Raw genomic sequence first — 17,852 nt, 5'->3', positions numbered from 1 at the left:
GCGGGGCCGCTCCCGGTCAGGCGCTGGGCAGCACCGCGATCAACCGCAGTCGTTCGAGCACGACCTCGGTGTCGTCGGTGACGGTGAAGACCGGGTCGCCGAGGACCTCGCGGGTCTCGGCGCCGTGCCAGAACCCTTCGTGACCGGCCCGCCAGGCCGCCACCGAGTCGAAACCCTCGCCCTCGTCGCGGGCATGGTCGAGATCGACGGCGCCGAGGCGCACCACCCGCACGTCGGTGGTTTCGATGATCGCCACCGGCCGTTCGGCGGAGTCGATCAGCACCTGCCGGCTGCCGACCGTGGGCAGCGGGTCGTTCTCGATCCCGTACTCGACGAGCAACGAGGTGGTCGAGGTCTTCGACCCGGCCAGGATGGCGGCGACCAGGCGGTCGCGCAGCGGGCCGGGGTAGCCGAACTCCGCGACCGGCAGATCAGAGGGCGCCACCGGGGCCGCCGCCGACGTGGTCGTCTCGAACGGCCCGGCACCGATCTTCAACGCCTCGGCCGCGATCCGGGCCGTGGCGCCCACGTCGGTCATCCAGAGCGGCACGGCGGCGGCGCGGATGCCGGCGGCCGCCAGCGCGGGCAGGGCCGCGGCATCCGTCTCGTCGACCAGCCAGGCGTCGAGCACGCCGCCCTGCCGGCGGAAGCCGTAGTGCAGCCCCACCGCGAGGGCGGTGGTCTCCACGCCGATCGTGCTCAGGCAGGCGTCGGCCATGCCGCGCACCGCGGCGCCGGCGATGATCGGCGCGATCCCCACCACCCGGGCCGGGGTGGCGCGCAGGGCCTCGCGGATGCCCGGGATCGACAGGATCGTGCCGACCGACACGACGGGGTTCGACGGCGGCAGGATCACCAGGTCGGCGGTGAGGATGGCGTCGATCACGCCGGGAGCCGCGACGGCGTCGGCCAGGCCCACCTGCACGAACTCGGTGACCGGCAGGGTGGCGCGGTAGCGCACCCACCACTCTTCGAAGTGGATGAGGTCGCCGGCGCGGTGCTCGTCGGCGTCGGCGGCCAGCCGCACGTGGGTCTCCACGAACTGGTCGCTCATCGGCAGCAACCGGGCGCCGGGCTGCCAGCGGTGGCAGAGGAACTCGGTGGCGGCGCTGAGCGTCGCGCCGTTCCGAAGCAGGTCGGTGCGCACGATGTGGGTGGCCAGGTCGAGGTCGCCGAGGGTGAACCACGACCAGCCCCGGCCGTATGCGGCGATCTCGGTGGAGGTGCGCCGGGACTCATCGGGCCGCCCCCAGCCCTGCTCCTCGCTGATGCCGCCGCCGAGGGTGTACATCACGGTGTCGAGGTCGGGGCAGATGCGCAGCCCGTCCAGCCACATGTCGTCGCCGGTGTTGACGATCACGGTGACCTCGCTGGCCTGCCCGGTCGCCGAGTTGCCGGAAAGTGCCCCTTCCGCGCCGCCGAAGGAGACATTCGCCGCACGTCGAGCGTCCTCAAACGCCAGGTGCTGCAGCAATCCGCGGGTGAACCGGGCGCCGCCGACGCCGCCGGCGAGAACTGTGACGCGGGTCATGGGGTTCCTTCAATCGTGCGGTGCCGTGAATTGCCAGTTGCTGCCGTCTGCCGGATGTCCGGGGGGTCGGAAGCGGCATCTCGCGAGGCGGGCGGGGCGGATGCGGCGCGCGCGTGCGGGCCGGGCTGCTCGTCGGGCCCGGAGAACACGATCACCGGGCGACCGGTGCGGGGGTGCGGCACGATGTCGCAGTCGACACCGTAGACCGCCTGGATGATCTCGGGGCGCAGCACCTCGGCAGGCGTGCCGAACGCGGCCACCCGACCATCCTGCAGCAGCACGATGCGGTCACAGTACGCGGCCGCGAGGTTGAGGTCGTGCAGCGCGAGCACCGAGGTGAGTCGGAGGCCGCGCACCTGGTGCAGTAGCGAGAGTTGCGCGCTCACGTCGAGGTGGTTGGTCGGTTCATCCAGCAGCAGCAGGCTCGGCCGCTGGGCCAGCGCGCGGGCGATCTGCACCCGCTGCTGCTGCCCGCCGCTGAGGGTATGCCAGCGCCGGTCGATCAGGTCGCCGGCGCCCACCATCCCCAGCGCCTCGGTGGCCACGCCCAGGTCGTCCTCGCCGCCGAAGCTGCCCAGCATCCGGCTGCGATGCGGGATGCGGCCGAGCAGTACGACCTCCCGCACCGACAGGTCCACGCTGGGGGCGACGTTCTGCTCGAGCAGGGCGATGCGCCGGGCGGCCTCACGCCGGCGCAGCTGCCCCACGACCGCGCCGTCAAGGGTGACGCTGCCGGCATCCGCGCGGTCGATGCCCGCGATGATGCGCAACAGGCTGGACTTGCCCGCGCCGTTGGGCCCGAGCAGCCCGGTGACGGTGCCCGGCGGCAGGGTCGCTGAGACATCCCGCAGGATGCTGGTGCCCTCGATGCTGAGCGACACCCCGTCGAGCACTACGCCCGCAGTGCTTGCCGCTGGTGCGTCGCCCCGCGCCGTCGAGAGGGCAGTTGAGGTCAGTTGTGCGCTGGGGGACTGCCCCGAAGTGTCTTCTCGTGTGGTGGGGTCTGCCGAGAGGGCAGTTGGGGTCAGTGAGGCGCTGCGGGACTGGCCTGAAGTGCCTTCTCGCGAGCTGGGGGCTCCAGCGGGGGCAATCATGCCCAGGCCGCGCTTCGCTTGCGCTTGATCAGCAGGATGAACACGGGCACCCCGATGAACGCCGTGATGATGCCCACCGGCAGTTCGCGCGGGTCGAAGACGGTGCGGGCGAGGGTGTCGGCCAACACCAGGAACAGCGCCCCGACCACCGCGACGAGCGGCAGCAGCCGGCGGTGCCCCGGCCCGCTGAGCCCGCGTACCACGTGCGGCAGAATCAGCCCGACGAAGCCGATCGCCCCGCTCACCGCCACCATTGCGCCGGTGAGCAGCGCGACCGCCACCAGGAAGCCCCACCGGGTGGCGTTGACGTTGATGCCCAACGACGCGGCGTTGGTGTCGCCGAAGGTGAAAGCATCCAGCCGGCTGGCAGCGAGCAGGATGCCGCTGCCCACCAGGACCAGCGCGACCGAGGAGATCAGCACGGTGCTCCACGAGCTGCCGGCCAGGGAGCCGAGCAGCCAGTTGAGGATCTCCCGGTACGAGTCGCCCTTGGCGGCCCAGAAGATGATGAACGAGGTGCCGGCCGAGCCGAGCTGGGCGATCGCCAGCCCGGCCAGCACGGCCCGGCCGGGGGTGATGCTGCCGCCGACGCGGGCGATGTTGAGGGTGGCGAACAGGGCGATCAGGGCCCCGGCGAACGCGGCCGCCGGCAGGGCGAAGCCGATGCCGAGGATGACCACGCAGACCGCGCCGAGCGATGCGCCGGAGGACAGGCCGAGCAGGTAGGGGTCGGCGAGCGGGTTGCGGGTGACGCTCTGCATCACCGCGCCGCTGAGTGCGAGGCCGGCTCCCACGGCGGCGGCGGTGAGCACCCGCGGCATCCGCAGCTGCCAGACGATCGCGTCGGTCAGCGGCGGCAGCACGGTGTCGCCGGCGAGTGCGGGCAGGCCGAGGTGGCCGACCACGCTGGCCCAGACCTGCGGCAGGCTCACGTCGGCCGGTCCGATCGTCACGGCCACAGCGCTGCCGAGCACCAGGGCAGAGACGGCCGCGACCAGCCAGAGCAGGTACAGCCCCGGCCCGCCGCGCCTCGCCCGAGCGGATGCCGCGACCGGCTCCGGCGCCGACACCGCCGCCGCCGCCGACGCCGACCCGCCGGAGCCCGCGCCCGATGCCGAGCCCGCCGCCGCCCCGCCGGGGCCCGATCCGGAGCCGGCGCCCGATCCGGCCGCTGCCCCGCCGGAGCCCGCGCCCGATCCCGCCGCCGCCCCGCCGGGCCGCGCGGCAACGCCAGGCACCGTCGCACCGGGCGCGTCGGTGCCGCGGCCCTGGGTGCTCGGGGTGACGCTCATTCGTGGTCCTTCGGGTCGGTTCAGCTGCCGGTGGGTTGTGGGCGGGTCGGGAGGGGTGTCCTGCTCTACTTGGCCTCGAGGGCGGCGAGCTGGTCGATGATCGACCCGGCGGCCTCCACGTTGCGGATTCCCGCCTCGGTGGCCGCGAACGGCACCACGATGTAGCGCTCGTTCAGCACGGCGTCCAGTCCGGCGGTCGCGGCGTTGGCTTTCAGGTTGGCGATCTTGGACTCGGCGGTGTTCCAGGTCGCATCCACGAGCACGATGACGCTCGGGTTCGCCTCCACGACAGACTCCCAGCCGGCCGAGGTCCAGGTGTCCTGCACGTCGGCGAAGATGTTCGTCAGGCCGGCGGCATCCATGATCATCTGCGGCGAGCCGATGCCGGCGCCCACATACGGGGTATCCGTGCCGCTGGAGTACCAGAGCGCGGTGGTGTCGCCGGTGGCGGGATCAAGCGCGGCCAGAGCCGCCTCCTGCTCGGCGACGAGCGCGTCGGCGGCATCCGGCACGCCGAACACCAGGCCGGCCTCATCGATCTCGTCGAACACGGTGTCGAAGGTGAGAGGGTCGGGCATCGCGTCGCCCTTGCACGCGGCCGGTGACACGTAACTGCCGATGCCCAGGCCGGCGAGCGCGCTTCTGTCCCCCACGCCCTCTGCCGAGAAGTTCGACTCCCAGCCGCCGTAGACGAAGTCCGGGGTGAGGGCAAGCACGGCCTCCTGGCCGGGCACGAAGTCGCTGATCACATTGAGATCCGCGCCGGCGTCCGCCAGGGATGACGGCAGCGGGCCGTCGAGGAACGCGGAGCCGACGATGCGCCCGCCGAGTCCGAGCGCCAGCAGCAGCTCGGTGGTGGTCGACTTGATCGTGACGATGCGCTCCGGAGCGGCCGCGAGGGTGAACGTGGTGTCGCAGTTCGTCAACGACACCGGGAAGGCGTTCGGCATGCCGGTCGACGGCGTGGGGGCCGGAACGGCGGCGGGCGTGCCGGAGGCGCAGCCGGCGAGCAGCAGCACGGCCGCCGCGGCGGCGACGGGGAGGTAGCGAGTCTTCATGGGACCAATCTGAGGGGCGGGAGCCGGGTATCCGACGGTGCGGTCGCGGGCGACCAATCGACAACACGGTGTCGCGGGCGACACCGACGCCGGCCGGCACCGCGGGCGAACACGTCGGAGCAGGGCTCGAACGAAGTGGGGGTCGTACTCAAGGCAAAGCCCCGACCTGCCGCCCAAATCCGGGCCAGCGCAACCGGTCAGATCGAACCGGGGGTCACATCCAGCCTAAACCCATCGTGTTCGGGGCGGATGCCCGCGCCCGCGCTGCAGCGCAGCTACGCGGGCGACGCGCCGCTATGCGGCTGGCGCGCCACCCGCGCACCGGCGCCTACCCCGCACAACGGCGCTGGCCCCGCGCACCGGCGTGGCCCCGCGCACCGGCGCTGGCCCCGCGCACCGGCGCTGGCCCCGCGCACCGCCTACTTCGCCGCTACGCGGGCTACGCGCCGCTATGCGGGCGGCGCGCCACCCGCGCAACGGCGCCTACCCCGCGCACCTCCTGAGCCCCAGACCCACCCTGTTTCGAAAACGTTTGCGCTGCCCACCTTCCCTTGCCTAGCCTCAATCGAAGGAACAACGCAAACGATTGCGGCCAGCTCACCTCGGGGGCGAACAAGTGACCGGCGCCGCCTGGTGGCAGACCGCGGTCATCTACGAGGTCTACCCGCGTTCGTTCGCGGATGCCGACGGCGACGGCGTCGGCGACCTGGCCGGGCTCCGCCAGCGGCTGCAGTACATCGCCTCCCTCGGGGTGCAGGGAATCTGGCTCACCCCGTTCCAGACCTCGCCCCAGGTCGACCAGGGCTACGACATCAGCGACTACTGCGACGTCGACCCGCTGTTCGGCACCCTGGCCGGCTTCGACGCCCTGCTCGCGGATGCGCACGCCCTCGGCATGCGCCTGCTCGTCGACCTCGTGCCCAACCACACCAGCACCCAGAATGTGCTCTTCCAGGCGGCCCACGGGTCCGCGCCCGGCTCGGCGGCCCGGGCGATCTTCCACTTCGCCGACGGTCCGGATGCCGCGGGCTCATCCCGCCCAACAACTGGATCAGCGTCTTCGGCGGCAGCGTCTGGGACCGGGCGCACCCCGGCTCCGAAGGCGACCGGCAGTGGTACCTGCACCTGTTCTCGTCAGCGCAACCCGACTGGAACTGGCAGAACCCCAGGGTGGCCGACTACTTCGACGATGTGCTGCGGTTCTGGTTCGACCGCGGGGTGGACGGCATCCGGGTGGACGTGGCGCACGGCCTGTTCAAGGCCGACGGGCTGCCGGACGCGGCGACAGTGCCGACGGTGATCGACGGCCTGCGGTCCAACCCGATGGCCATGGACCAGGAACCCGTCCACGAGGTGTACCGCCGCTGGCGCCGGATCGCCGACGAGTACGACCCGCCGCGGCTGCTCGTGGGTGAGGTCAACCTCGAGCCCGATCGCGCCGGCCGGTACACCCGGCCCGACGAGTTGCACCAGACCTTCGCCTTCGCGTTCGCCCGCCTCGGCTGGCAGCCCGCGGAGTGGGTGGCGGTGGGCCGGCAACTCGAGGAGGCCCGTCGTGAGTACGGCGGCGACCCCAGCTGGGCGTTGGAGAACCACGATCTGGTGCGCACCGTGACCCGGTTCGGCGGCGGCGAGCGCGGTACCGCCCGGGCCAGGGCCGCGCTGCTGGCCCTGCTCGGCCTGCCCGGGGCGATGTATGTCTACCAGGGCCAGGAACTCGGCCTGCCCGAGGTGGACGTGCCCGTTGAGACCCGGGTGGACCCGATGTGGAGCCGGGGCGGGGTCAGCCGGGACGGTGCGCGCATCCCGCTGCCCTGGACATCCGGTGTGGCAGGCAACCACGGTTTCTCCCCCGATGGTGCACAGCCGGCCTGGCTGCCGGCTCCGGAGGGCTGGGGCGCCTGGAGCATCGACGCCCAGCAGGCCGCCGAGGGGTCGGCGTATTCGGCATTCACCGCCGCCATCGATCTGCGGGCCGAACTCCTGGCCTCGGGGGTGTTCCAGGCCAGCGAATCGACGCGATGGCGGCTGGAGGGTGACGGCCTGGTGCTCTGCGAGCGCGAGGGTGGCGTCACCGTCGCGGTGGCGATGGGCGACGGCCCGGTGCGGCTGCCGGCGGGCCGGCTGCTCTGCAGTTCGGCGCCGCTGCTACCGGATGGCAGGCTCCCGGCCGACGCCGCGGCGTGGGTCTTGCGCGGGGCCTGACGCGCCACGCGGGTCAGGCGCCGTTGTGCGGGTGGCGCGCCACCCGCATAGCGGCGCCTACCCCGCCCACCGCCCATGCCGCCCCACCGGGCACTGACCGGGTCACCGTCGACACCAAGAATGCCCTCGTGCACCCGGCCCGCGACCTCGGCACGGGCTCAGGGCGTGATGTTGAGGTTGTGGGCAAACACGTTCTCGGGGTCGTAACGACGCTTGGCCGCCCGCAGCCTTTCCATGGTGGCCGGCGGATACATCCGGTCGAGCACGTCGGGATACGCGCGCAGGTTGAAGTTACCGTAGGTCCCCGTCAATCCCTCGGCCACGGGCAACCAGTTGTCCATGATGCGCCGCTCGGCCTCGTCGGGGGCGTCCGGCGGCAGGAACGCCGCCGACATCAGGAAGGCCTCCACATCGCGGTGGGGGAATGCCGTGGCGTCAGCGGGCACCCGGTTCAATGCCCCTCGCAGGTAGCGCACCATCAGCACCGCCGAATCGAGCGCGGCGTTCGCGGTGGTGACCCGGTCGATGAGCGTGTCGTCGAGGTCGCGGGCGAAGCCGTTGCGGTCGACGATCCGGATCGACCCGGGCGGGGCGGATGGTTCGTCGAAGATCTCCACGAAGAGTTTGAGTTCCAGGTCGTTTCCGGTCACTCCCGGCAGGGCGAGCAGGGGCCGGATGGCCGCCATGGCCTCGTCCTGATCGGCGCTGCCGTAACAGACCAGCACCTTCGTCGCCGCGGGCATCTCCGGGCCGAACTCGGGAATCGAGAACACCGTCGAGTTGAGCTTCTCCGGCGAGGCGCGCATCACGTCCCGCCAGCCGCGCAGCGTCTCGGCGAGCAGCCCCGGGCGCACGTTGATGGTGCCGAAGACCACCCCCCGCAGCGGGTGCGCCTGGAAGGTGAACCTCGTCACGACACCGAAGTTGCCGCCGCCGCCGCGCAGCGCCCAGAACAACTCCGGCTCACTGGTTGTGTTGGCAGTCACGATGGTGCCACTGGAGAGCACCACCTCGGCCTCGAGCAGGCTGTCGATCGCCAGGCCATGCTGCCGAACCAGCCAGCCGATTCCACCGCCCAGGGTGAGACCGCCGACGCCCACCGTGTAGGTGTCGCCGCTGGAGACCGCCAGGTCGTAGTGGAGCAGCCCCTGGGCCACACCGCCCCAGGTTGCGCCGCTGCCCAGGCGAACCCGGTTGCTGTCCTGTACCTCGACGTCACGGATGCGGGACAGGTCGAGCACCATTCCGCCGTCGTTGGTGTTCAGCGGACTGTGCCCGCCGCTCCGCACCGACAACACCAGGCCCTGGGCCCTTGCATAGGCGATCGCCGCCGCGACATCGGCCGCATCGGTCGGTCGGGCCGCCAGCACCGGCCGGCCGACTTTCCCGTAGGCCGTGGCCGCCAACAGGTATTCGTCCGAATCGGGCAACAGAATCGTGCCCGCAAAGCCGTCGATCATGATTCCTCCGCACCTGTCGTGTGCGGCGTCGATCGTCCCCGGCGCGCATTCGCCGGACCGCACTGGTGAGTCGTTGTCTCTGCCCAGCATGCCCCTCGGCAGTGTTGCCCGCGACCCCCGCCGGCGCCCGCGCCACAGGGGACGCGGTAAGGGCGGATTTTCTCGCCACACGCCGCGACAACCGGCCGCTCGAGGCGGCGTTTTGCGAACTTCTCCGCCTTTGTGCACGGATGCCCGGTCCGCTTTCATGCACGGATGCCCGGGCCTGCCACTCAGCCGCCGAGTGTCCCGGCCGCCGCCGCGATCGCCCGGGCGATCGGGAACACGTCATCGGGCAGCGCCCCGGCGGTCACCCGGATGAACGACTCCGGCCGGTCAACCGCGAGAAACGGGCTGCCGCCGGCCACCCGGATGCCCGACGCCGCCAGCCGCACGATGGCGTCGCGTTCGTCGGCCACCGGCACCCAGGCGTTGATGCCGTCGGCGCGGGCCACGGGCAGGCCGAACCCGGTGAGGGCATCCGCCAGCGCCTTCTGCCGGGCGAAGTACACGTGCCGGGCTTCGTTGACCTGCGCCATGCTGGCCCCGTCGGTGAGCAGCTCGTACAGGATGGTCTGCAGCATCCGGCTGGTCCAACCGGGCCCGAGCATCCGCCGTGCCACGATCCGGTCTACCAGCACGGCCGGCCCGCCGAGCGCGGCGATGCGCAGGTCGGGCCCGTGCGACTTGGAGTAGCTGCGCACGTGCAGCACCCGCTCGGGCAGCCAACGGCCGAGGGACACGTCGGGGGAGGTGCTGATCGCCCCGGAGTGGTCGTCCTCGATCACCACGGTGTGCGCGGCCCGGCTGCTGGCGCCCAGCAGCCGGGCCAGCAGGGCGGCGCGCTCGGCCGACATCGACGCCCCGGTGGGGTTGTGCGCGCGCGGCTGCAGGATGATTGCGGCCGGTGACAGGGACAGCGCCGCCTGGAACGCGTCGGGCACGATGCCCTCGGCATCCACGGTCACGGGCAGTCGCTCGATGCCCATCTGGTCGAGAAGGTCGAAGAACGCTGGAAAACCGGGGTCCTCGACGATGACCCGGTCACCGAACCTGGCCACCTGCTCGAGGCTGCGGGAGACGGCGTCGAGGGCGCCGTCGACCACTGTGACCGACTCGCACCGGTACGGCCAGGACTCGGCGAGCACGGTGAGCAGCTCGGGAATCACCGGCAGCGCCTGGTAGCTCGGCGTCATCGCCCGTTGCGACACCCTCGACAGCGCGGGGCCGAGCGCCGGCAGCAGCAGCGGATCGGGGGTGCCGCGGGACAGGTCGATGCGGGCGTCGCTGACGTGGCCGGCCAACGATTGGGCCCTGGCCGGCAGCCACTGCCGGGCCGGTTCCCGCACGAAGGTGCCGCTGCGGCCCCGGGAGACGATCAGGCCGGCCGCTGAGAGCGCCTGCCAGGCGTGGCTGATCGTTGCGGGGCTCACCCCGAGGAGGCCCGCGAGGTTCCGCACGGTGGGCAGGCGCTCGCCGGGAGCGAGCCGGCCCGAACTGATCAGACGCCCCAGCGCCGCGGCGATCCCAACAGGAGTACTGTGCTCGATCTCGTCGAGATACAGCTGCATCGCTCACGCCTTCCTGGCCGAATGCTTGCCAGCGGGCCTTCCGGCCGACAGGATGATGATTTACGCATGCGTCATATGAAGAAACAGAACAGAAATGTTTACGTCGAATAATAACAAAACCGGACACCGTGATGTGGCTCGATCTCGACAGGCTTTTTCCCCTACGACTCGCAGATGATGCGATGTCTTGCTCCTCCTGCTGACGAGGTTCCACCGTGTGAGACCCAGTGGAGGCAAGAGTATGAGCACCGACCCGACCAGCACCGGCACAGCCAACATCGTGCGAGCGGCGATCACCCAGACCACATGGACGGGGGATATCGACTCGATGCTCGACAAGCACGAGAAGTTCGCCCGCGATGCGGCCGCGGCGGGCGCCCAGGTGATCTGCTTCCAGGAGCTGTTCTACGGACCCTACTTCGGCATCACCGAAGACGCCAAGTATTACGACTACGCGGAGCCGGCCGACGGCCCGATCGTGCAGCGGTTCGCCAAGCTGGCCAAGGAACTGAACCTGGTCATGGTTCTCCCCATCTACGAAGAAGAACAGCCCGGTGTGTACTACAACACCGCTGTGGTGGTGGATGCCGATGGCACGATTCTCGGCAAGTATCGCAAGCACCACATCCCCCACCTCGACAAGTTCTGGGAGAAGTTCTACTTCCGCCCCGGCAACCTCGGCTACCCCGTCTTCAACACCGCCGTCGGACCGATCGGCGTCTACATCTGCTACGACCGGCACTTCCCCGAGGGCTGGCGGGAGCTGGGCCTGAACGGCGCGCAGATCGTCTTCAACCCCAACGCCACCAAGCCGGGGCTCTCGAACCGGCTCTGGGAGATCGAGCAGCCGGCCGCGGCCGCCGCGAACGGATACTTCGTGGCCGCACCCAACCGGGTGGGCCGGGAGGACAACGAGTACGGCGACCTCGCCGTCACGTTCTACGGCACCAGCCAGTTCGTCGACCCGCAGGGCAACTACGTGGGCGAGCTGGGCAGCGGCGTCGACGAGGAGGTCGTGATCCGCGACCTCGACCTCGGCATGATCCGCCGGGTGCGCAACAACTGGCAGTTCTACCGGGACCGCCGCCCGGAGTCCTACACCTCGATCCCCAAGCCGTAGCGATCGCTGGTCGAGCTTGTCGAGACCTCGTAACCAGGTCTCGACAAGCTCGACCAACGGCGTGGTGCGACCCGTAGACGAGCAACGAACAGGAGAACCCAGATGAAGACCCTGATCAAGAATGGCACTGTGGTCAATTCCACGGGCACGGCCACCGCGGATGTGCTGATCGACGGCGACACCATCGCCGCGGTGCTCGCCCCCGGCTCCACCCTGCTCGGCTTCGACATCGAGCGGAACGTCGACACCGTGATCGACGCCGCCGGCAAGTACGTGATCCCCGGCGGCATCGACGCGCACACCCACATGCAGATGCCGTTCGGCGGCACCGAGGCCAGCGACACCTTCGAAACCGGCACCCGGGCCGCGGCCTGGGGCGGCACCACGAGCATCGTCGACTTCGTCGTGCAGTACGCCGGCGAGAACGTGCTCGACCAGTACCACCTGTGGCAGGAGAAGGCCCGCGGCGAGTGCGCCATCGACTACGGCTTCCACCAGATCCTCTCCGACGTGCAGGACTCCTCCCTCGTCGCGATGGACGAGCTCGTCACCGAGGGCGTCTCCAGCTTCAAGCTGTTCATGGCCTACAAGGGTGTGTTCCTCTCCGACGACGGCCAGATCGTCAAGGCCATGCAGAAGGCATCCAGCAACGGCAGCATGATCATGATGCACGCCGAGAACGGCAGCGTCATCGACCTGCTCGTGCAGCAGGCCATCGCCGCCGGCAACACCTCCCCGTACAATCACGGCCTCACCCGGCCGTGGCAGGCCGAGGAGGAAGCCACCCACCGGGCGATCATGCTCGCGAACCTCACCGGCGCCCCGCTCTACGTGGTGCACGTGAGCGCCAAACAGGCCGTCGAGCAGATCGCCGTGGCCCGTGACCGCGGCCAGAACGTGTTCGGCGAGACCTGCCCGCAGTACCTCTATCTCTCGCTGGAGGACCAGCTCGGCGCCCAGAGCGACGAGTGGGGCAGCTTCGAGGGCGCCAAGTGGGTGTGCTCCACCCCTTTGCGCTCCAAGGCCGAGGGCCACCAGCACCACATGTGGCAGAGCCTGCGCACGAACGACATCCAGATGGTCTCCACCGACCACTGCCCGTTCTGCATGAAGGGCCAGAAAGATATGGGCCTGACCGACTTCTCCAAGATCCCTAACGGCATCGGCTCGGTCGAACACCGGATGGACCTCCTCTACCAGGGTGTGGTCGACAAGCAGATCTCCCTCGAGCGCTGGGTGGAGGTCACCTCCACCACCCCCGCGCGCATGTTCGGCATGTACGGCCAGAAGGGCGTCATCCAGCCCGGTGCCGACGGAGACGTGGTGATCTACGACCCGCAGGGCCACACCTCCATCGGGATACCTGAAACGGGGAGGGTCAAGACCCACCACATGAACATGGACTACTCCGCCTACGAGGGCTTCGAGATCGACGGCCACGTCGACACCGTGCTCTCCCGCGGCAAGGTCGTCATCGATGACAACCAGTACCTCGGCGCCAAGGGTGATGGCACGTACATCAAACGCGGCATCAGCCAGTACCTGATCTAGGCGGACACCATGGACTTCGGCGCAGTACTCCAGACCAACCCGCCCTCGGCGCGCACCGTGCAGCTGGCGGTGTTGGCCGAGAACCACGGCTTCAGCCACGTGTGGACCTTCGACTCGCACCTGCTCTGGCAGGAACCCTATGTGATATACAGCAGGATCCTTAGCCGTACCCGCAAGGTGATCGTGGGGCCCATGGTCACCAACCCGGCCACCCGGGACTGGACCGTAACGGCCTCGACCTACGCCACCCTCAACGAGATGTACGGCAACCGCACCATCTGCGGCATCGGCCGCGGCGACTCCGCGGTGCGGGTCACCAACGGCCGGCCCAGCACGCTCAAGACCCTCCGGGAATCGATCCACGTCATCCGTGAACTCGCCAACTCCCGGTCCGTCGAATACAACGGCGCCACCCTGCAGTTCCCCTGGAGCCGGGGCTCGACCCTCGACGTCTGGGTGGCCGCCTACGGCCCGCTCGCGCTCAAGCTCACCGGCGAAGTCGGTGACGGTTTCATTTTGCAGATGGCCGACCTCGACGTGGCGGAATGGATGATCACGACGGTGCGCACCGCCGCCAAAAACGTGGGCCGCGACCCCGACGCGATCAAGTTCTGCGTCGCCGCGCCCATGCACATCGGCGACGATTGGCAGCACATGCGCGACCAGAACCGCTGGTTCGGCGGCATGGTCGGCAACCACGTCGCCGACATCGTCGCCAAATACGGCGACCCATCGACAGGCTCAGGGACCGGCGCGGTGCCGAAGGCCCTCACCGACTACATCAAGGGCCGCGAGGGCTACGACTACAACGAGCACGGCCGCGCCGGCAACACCCACACCGACTTCGTGCCCGACGAGATCGTCGACAGGTTCTGCCTGCTCGGCCCCGCCGAGGCGCACATCGAGAAACTCAAGGCGCTCAAGGAGCTCGGCGTCGACCAGTTCGCCGGCTACCTGCAGCACGACAACAAAGAGGAGACGCTGCGGGTCTACGGCGAAACCGTCATCCCCGCCCTCGCCGACCACATCACGGCCAAGGCATGACCCAGACCGGCTCCGTCAGCACCGCCCCGGCGAGGGCGACCACTGCGGCGCGCAGCCGGTCCTGGCTCGGCCAGGGGATGCCGCGGCGCATCCTGGTGGGCGCGCTCGGTGTGCTCGCCCTCGCGGTGCTCTGGGAGCTGTACATCTTTCTCGGGCCCGCCGACGGCGTGATCGTCGGCGGTCTGACCGTGCTGCCGCGGGCTAGCGAGATGGCCATGCCGCACCTCTGGGTGATGCTCGAACGCATCCTCGAGCCCGTCACCGGCAGCGCCAGCGCGGTGCCGATGTGGCGTGCCGTGCTCGAGGCGTCCCTGTTCACCCTCGGCATCGCCGCGGTCGGTTGGCTCGTGGGCGTCACCGTGGGACTCGCCCTAGCCCTGCTCATGCAGCGCTTCACGCTCGCCGAATCGGCCATCCTGCCCTGGATCATCCTCAGCCAGACCGTGCCGCTGATCGCCCTCGCCCCTCTCGTGCGACGCTGGGGCGCGCAGATCGAGTTCGGCGCGTTCAGCTGGGAGAACTGGATGTCGGTGGCGCTGATCGCCTCTTACCTCGCGTTCTTCCCGGTCTCGATCGGCGCCCTCAAGGGCCTTGGCTCGCCCGACGCCAACCACGTGGACCTCATGCACTGCTATGCGGTGGGCTGGTGGAAGACGCTCTGGCGACTGCGGTTGCCGGCGAGCGTGGGCTATCTGCTGCCCGCCCTCCGCCTCGCCGCGGCCAGCGCCGTGATCGGCAGCGTCGTCGCCGAGGTGTCCATCGGCCTCCGAGGCGGCATCGGCCGGCTCATCGTCGAATACGCCGGCGCCGCAGGCAGCGACCCGGGCAAGCCCTGGGCCCCCATCTTCGGGTCGGTGCTGGTGGGACTCGTGGCCGCTGGCTTCGTCGGCCTGATCTCACTGTTCCTACGTCGATTCCGCAGGGGAGAGGTGGCCGCATGAGCACGGCAGCACTACCGGTACAGCACGCCGTTCAGGTGAAGACCGTCAGCCGCGTCTTCGCCGGTCGCAAGGGCGCTTCCGTCACGGCCCTGGATGCGGTGAGCCTCACCGTCGCCCCCGGTGAATTCGTCTCGCTGATCGGGCCCTCCGGCTGCGGCAAGAGCACCCTGCTGCGGCTCATCGCCGACCTCGACACCCCCACCGACGGCTCGATCGAGGTGTTCGGCAAGAGCGCCAGGCAGGCCCGCATCGACCAGGACTACGGCATCGCGTTCCAGCAGGCGGGCCTGCTGCCCTGGCGCACGGTGACCGGCAACATCGAGCTGCCCCTCGAACTGCACGGCACCGGCAAGGCCGCCCGCCGCGAGCGCGCCGCGGAACTGATCGAGCTTGTGGGCCTGAGTGACTTCGCCGGGCACTACCCCGACCAGCTCTCCGGCGGCATGCAGCAGCGGGTGGCGATCGCCCGGTCGCTGGCCGAGAGCCCGAGCCTGCTCTTGATGGACGAACCGTTCGGCGCCCTCGACGAGATGACCCGGGAGCGCATGCAGAACGAACTCGTGCGCATCTGCGCCGAGACCAGCGCCGCCGTGGTCTTTGTCACCCACTCCATCCCCGAGGCGGTGTTCCTCTCCAACCGGGTGGTGGTGATGTCGCCGCGGCCCGGCCGAATCCGCGATGTGCTCAGCGTCAACCTCGGCCGCATGAGCGACCGCGGCGAGAACTTGCGCGAAGACGAGGAGTTCTTCCACTCGGTCTCCCAGGTGCGCGAGCTGCTGCACGGCGCCACTCCCACCGGCGCGCGTGGGGTCGAGACACGATGAGCACCGGGGCGAGCACCAGCGTGGCGGCTCCGGCCGCCGCCGGGCCGGCACGCCAGGGAGCCGCCCGCTCCGGCCTGGGCCGCACCGTGCTGCCGCCGGTGCTGCTCGGCTCGGCCGCGATCCTGCTCTGGCAGGGCCTGGTGACCGTGCTGGCGATCAAGCCCTTCATCCTGCCGGGCCCGTTCGCGATCGGCGAGCAGTTCACCGCCAACCTGCAGAACGTGGTGAATGGCATGGTCGTCACGGGCCGCAACGCCCTGATCGGGCTGGTGCTCGGCGCGATCGTCGGTGTGTTGCTAGCCATCCTGTCGGCCCTGGTTCGGGTGTTCGACGAGATGGCCGCGCCCGTCGTGGCGGCCTTCGCGGTGGTGCCCATCGTGGCGCTGGCGCCCGTGCTCTACACGATGTTCGGCGCCAACGCCGAGACCGCCCGCCAGCTCGTGGCCGCCCTGGCCGTGTTCGTTCCGGTGTACTTCAACACTCTCAAGGGCCTGCGCATGGTGCGTCCGGTGCACCGCGACCTGATGCGCTCCTACGCCGCGTCGAGCTGGCAGGCCACCAAGACCGTCACCCTGCCCACCGCGGTGCCGTTCGTGTTCACGGGTCTCCGCATAGCGTCATCGCTCGCCGTGATCTCCGCCCTCATCGCCGAGTACTTCGGCGGTCCGGTCGGCGGCCTGGGCAAATCGATCACCTCGGCCGCGTCCAGCAGCAATTACGGCCTGGCCTGGGCCTATGTGCTCGGCTCCATCATTCTCGGACTCTTCTTCTATTGCGCAGCTCTCGGCCTCGAGAAACTGGTCAGCCGCCGCGCTCCACTTGCCTAACATCCCCGCACCACAGCATCCCGCAGCACCCCGCAGCAGTACCCAAAAGGAGGAACCCATGAAACACAGCACTCGATGGCTCACGACGGCCGGCGTCTTCGCCGCGGCCGGCGCGCTCGTCCTCTCCGGATGCAGCGCCTCCAGCGACACCGCACCGTCCGATGACTCCTCCAGCGCAGATCTCACGCCCGTCACCCTGCAGTTGCAGTGGGTGGCTCAGGCTCAGTTCGCCGGCTACTACGCGGCGGTCGCCCAGGGGTACTACGAAGACGAGGGCCTCGACGTCACCATCGAAGAGGGCGGCGCCGACATCGTGCCTCAGGACGTGCTCGCCTCCGGTGACGTGGACTACGCCATCTCCTGGGTGCCCAAGGTGCTCGGCTCCATCGAGCAGGGCGCCAACATCACCGACGTGGCGCAGATCTTCGAACGCAGCGCCACCACCCAGATCTCGTTCAAGGACAAGAACATCACCGGCCCGGCCGACCTGGCCGGCAAGAACGTGGGCAGCTGGGGTTACGGCAACGAGTGGGAGCTCTTCGCCGGGATGCAGAAGGCGGGCGTGGAGGTCGGCGACATCAGCCTCGTGCAGCAGGCCTTCGACATGAACGCGTTCCTGGCCGGCGACATCGACGCGGCCCAGGCCATGACCTACAACGAGTACGCGCAGGTGCTCGAGACCATCAACCCCGACACCGGCGAGCTCTACCAGCCCGATGAGCTCGACGTCATCGACTGGAACGACGAGGGCACCGCGATGCTCCAGGACGCGATCTGGGCCAACACCGACAAGCTCGCCGACGACGAGGCCTACGCCGACCAGACGGTGAAGTTCATCAAGGCTTCGATCAAGGGCTGGATCTACGCCGCCGAGAACCCCGAAGACGCCGCAACCATCGTGGCCGACGCCGGATCCGCCCTCCCCGCCGGACACCAGCTGTGGATGACCAACGAGGTCAGCAGGCTGATCTTCCCGTCCACGAACGGTGTGGGCCTGATCGACGAGGCCGCCTGGGCCAACACCGTCGACATCGCGATGAACACGAAAAACGAAACCGGTGGCACCATCATCACCACAGACCCTCCCGAAACCGCGTACTCCAACGAGTACGTGCAGAAGGCCCTGGATGAACTCACCGCGGAGGGAGTCGACGTCATGGGCGCCGACTGGGCTCCGATCGATGTCACCCTCAAGGAGGGCGGCGAGTAGAACAATCCAGACCGGGCGGCGGCGCACCCCGCCGCACGGGCACCACCGCCCCGCCCGTGCGGGGCAGAAACGAAGGAACAAGCAT

Annotated in this window: 14 protein-coding genes and 1 pseudogene; 9 read left to right on the top strand and 6 right to left on the bottom strand. The window is 69.7% G+C overall.

The features are described from left to right. Positions 1 to 16: 16 nt before the first annotated feature. From cofD to BJQ95_RS17475, 4 genes are all read right to left on the bottom strand, one after another. Positions 17 to 1,531: a 2-phospho-L-lactate transferase gene (gene cofD, locus BJQ95_RS17490; RefSeq protein ID WP_165384968.1), complete on the bottom strand. Its 1,515-nt coding sequence runs from the start codon at positions 1,529 to 1,531 to the stop codon at positions 17 to 19. Then, positions 1,528 to 2,424: an ABC transporter ATP-binding protein gene (locus tag BJQ95_RS17485; RefSeq protein WP_240694818.1), complete on the bottom strand. Its 897-nt coding sequence runs from the start codon at positions 2,422 to 2,424 to the stop codon at positions 1,528 to 1,530. The genes cofD and BJQ95_RS17485 overlap by 4 nt, the downstream gene beginning before the upstream one ends. Positions 2,425 to 2,621: 197 nt before the next feature. Beyond that, positions 2,622 to 3,917: a putative F420-0 ABC transporter permease subunit gene (locus BJQ95_RS17480; protein WP_205750165.1), complete on the bottom strand. Its 1,296-nt coding sequence runs from the start codon at positions 3,915 to 3,917 to the stop codon at positions 2,622 to 2,624. 65 nt (positions 3,918 to 3,982) lie between these two features. Then, positions 3,983 to 4,975, bottom strand: a complete 993-nt coding sequence (locus tag BJQ95_RS17475; RefSeq protein WP_130178376.1) for a putative F420-0 ABC transporter substrate-binding protein — start codon at positions 4,973 to 4,975, stop codon at positions 3,983 to 3,985. 616 nt (positions 4,976 to 5,591) lie between these two features. Here BJQ95_RS17475 and BJQ95_RS19600 point away from each other — a divergent pair. Continuing rightward, positions 5,592 to 5,921, top strand: a pseudogene (locus BJQ95_RS19600) (alpha-amylase family glycosyl hydrolase); the annotation flags it as partial. An 86-nt stretch (positions 5,922 to 6,007) separates the two neighbouring features. Next, positions 6,008 to 7,180, top strand: coding sequence for an alpha-amylase family glycosyl hydrolase (locus BJQ95_RS17470; RefSeq protein WP_370688399.1), 1,173 nt, complete (start codon positions 6,008 to 6,010; stop codon positions 7,178 to 7,180). 158 nt (positions 7,181 to 7,338) lie between these two features. On the opposite strand, the gene BJQ95_RS17465 is transcribed toward BJQ95_RS17470, so the two are convergent. Together BJQ95_RS17465 and BJQ95_RS17460 are read right to left on the bottom strand one after the other, a co-directional pair. Beyond that, positions 7,339 to 8,640, bottom strand: coding sequence for an FAD-binding oxidoreductase (locus BJQ95_RS17465; protein WP_165384974.1), 1,302 nt, complete (start codon positions 8,638 to 8,640; stop codon positions 7,339 to 7,341). A 272-nt stretch (positions 8,641 to 8,912) separates the two neighbouring features. Then, positions 8,913 to 10,250 (bottom strand): PLP-dependent aminotransferase family protein, encoded by a 1,338-nt coding sequence (locus BJQ95_RS17460; RefSeq protein WP_130178374.1) that lies wholly within the window; start codon positions 10,248 to 10,250, stop codon positions 8,913 to 8,915. 241 nt (positions 10,251 to 10,491) lie between these two features. On the opposite strand from BJQ95_RS17460, the gene BJQ95_RS17455 reads away from it, so the two are divergent. The 7 genes from BJQ95_RS17455 to BJQ95_RS17425 all read left to right on the top strand — a co-directional run bounded on the left by BJQ95_RS17455 (position 10,492) and on the right by BJQ95_RS17425 (position 17,767). After that, the gene (locus BJQ95_RS17455) at positions 10,492 to 11,370 is read left to right on the top strand and encodes a nitrilase-related carbon-nitrogen hydrolase (RefSeq protein ID WP_130178373.1); all 879 of its coding nucleotides are present in this window, start codon (positions 10,492 to 10,494) and stop codon (positions 11,368 to 11,370) included. Between the two features lie 102 nt (positions 11,371 to 11,472). Next, complete coding sequence (gene hydA / locus BJQ95_RS17450; RefSeq protein ID WP_130178372.1) at positions 11,473 to 12,921, top strand: dihydropyrimidinase; 1,449 nt, start codon at positions 11,473 to 11,475, stop codon at positions 12,919 to 12,921. A gap of 9 nt (positions 12,922 to 12,930) precedes the next feature. After that, a complete protein-coding gene (locus BJQ95_RS17445) occupies positions 12,931 to 13,965 on the top strand; it encodes a TIGR03842 family LLM class F420-dependent oxidoreductase (protein WP_130178371.1) in 1,035 nt (344 codons plus the stop codon). Further along, positions 13,962 to 14,906: an ABC transporter permease gene (locus BJQ95_RS17440; RefSeq protein ID WP_205750167.1), complete on the top strand. Its 945-nt coding sequence runs from the start codon at positions 13,962 to 13,964 to the stop codon at positions 14,904 to 14,906. Before BJQ95_RS17445 ends, BJQ95_RS17440 begins: the two co-directional genes overlap by 4 nt. After that, on the top strand, positions 14,903 to 15,730 hold the full coding sequence (locus tag BJQ95_RS17435) for an ABC transporter ATP-binding protein (RefSeq protein ID WP_130178370.1): 828 nt from the start codon (positions 14,903 to 14,905) through the stop codon (positions 15,728 to 15,730). Before BJQ95_RS17440 ends, BJQ95_RS17435 begins: the two co-directional genes overlap by 4 nt. Continuing rightward, on the top strand, positions 15,727 to 16,557 hold the full coding sequence (locus tag BJQ95_RS17430) for an ABC transporter permease (protein ID WP_130178369.1): 831 nt from the start codon (positions 15,727 to 15,729) through the stop codon (positions 16,555 to 16,557). The genes BJQ95_RS17435 and BJQ95_RS17430 overlap by 4 nt, the downstream gene beginning before the upstream one ends. Positions 16,558 to 16,615: 58 nt before the next feature. Further along, positions 16,616 to 17,767: an ABC transporter substrate-binding protein gene (locus tag BJQ95_RS17425; protein ID WP_130178368.1), complete on the top strand. Its 1,152-nt coding sequence runs from the start codon at positions 16,616 to 16,618 to the stop codon at positions 17,765 to 17,767. Positions 17,768 to 17,852: the final 85 nt, after the last annotated feature.

It is taken from the genome of Cryobacterium sp. SO1, from assembly GCF_004210215.2.
Lineage (GTDB): Bacteria > Actinomycetota > Actinomycetes > Actinomycetales > Microbacteriaceae > Cryobacterium.
The sequence above is the reverse complement of the archived record's forward strand: the minus strand, read 5'-3'. Positions and strand labels throughout refer to the sequence as shown.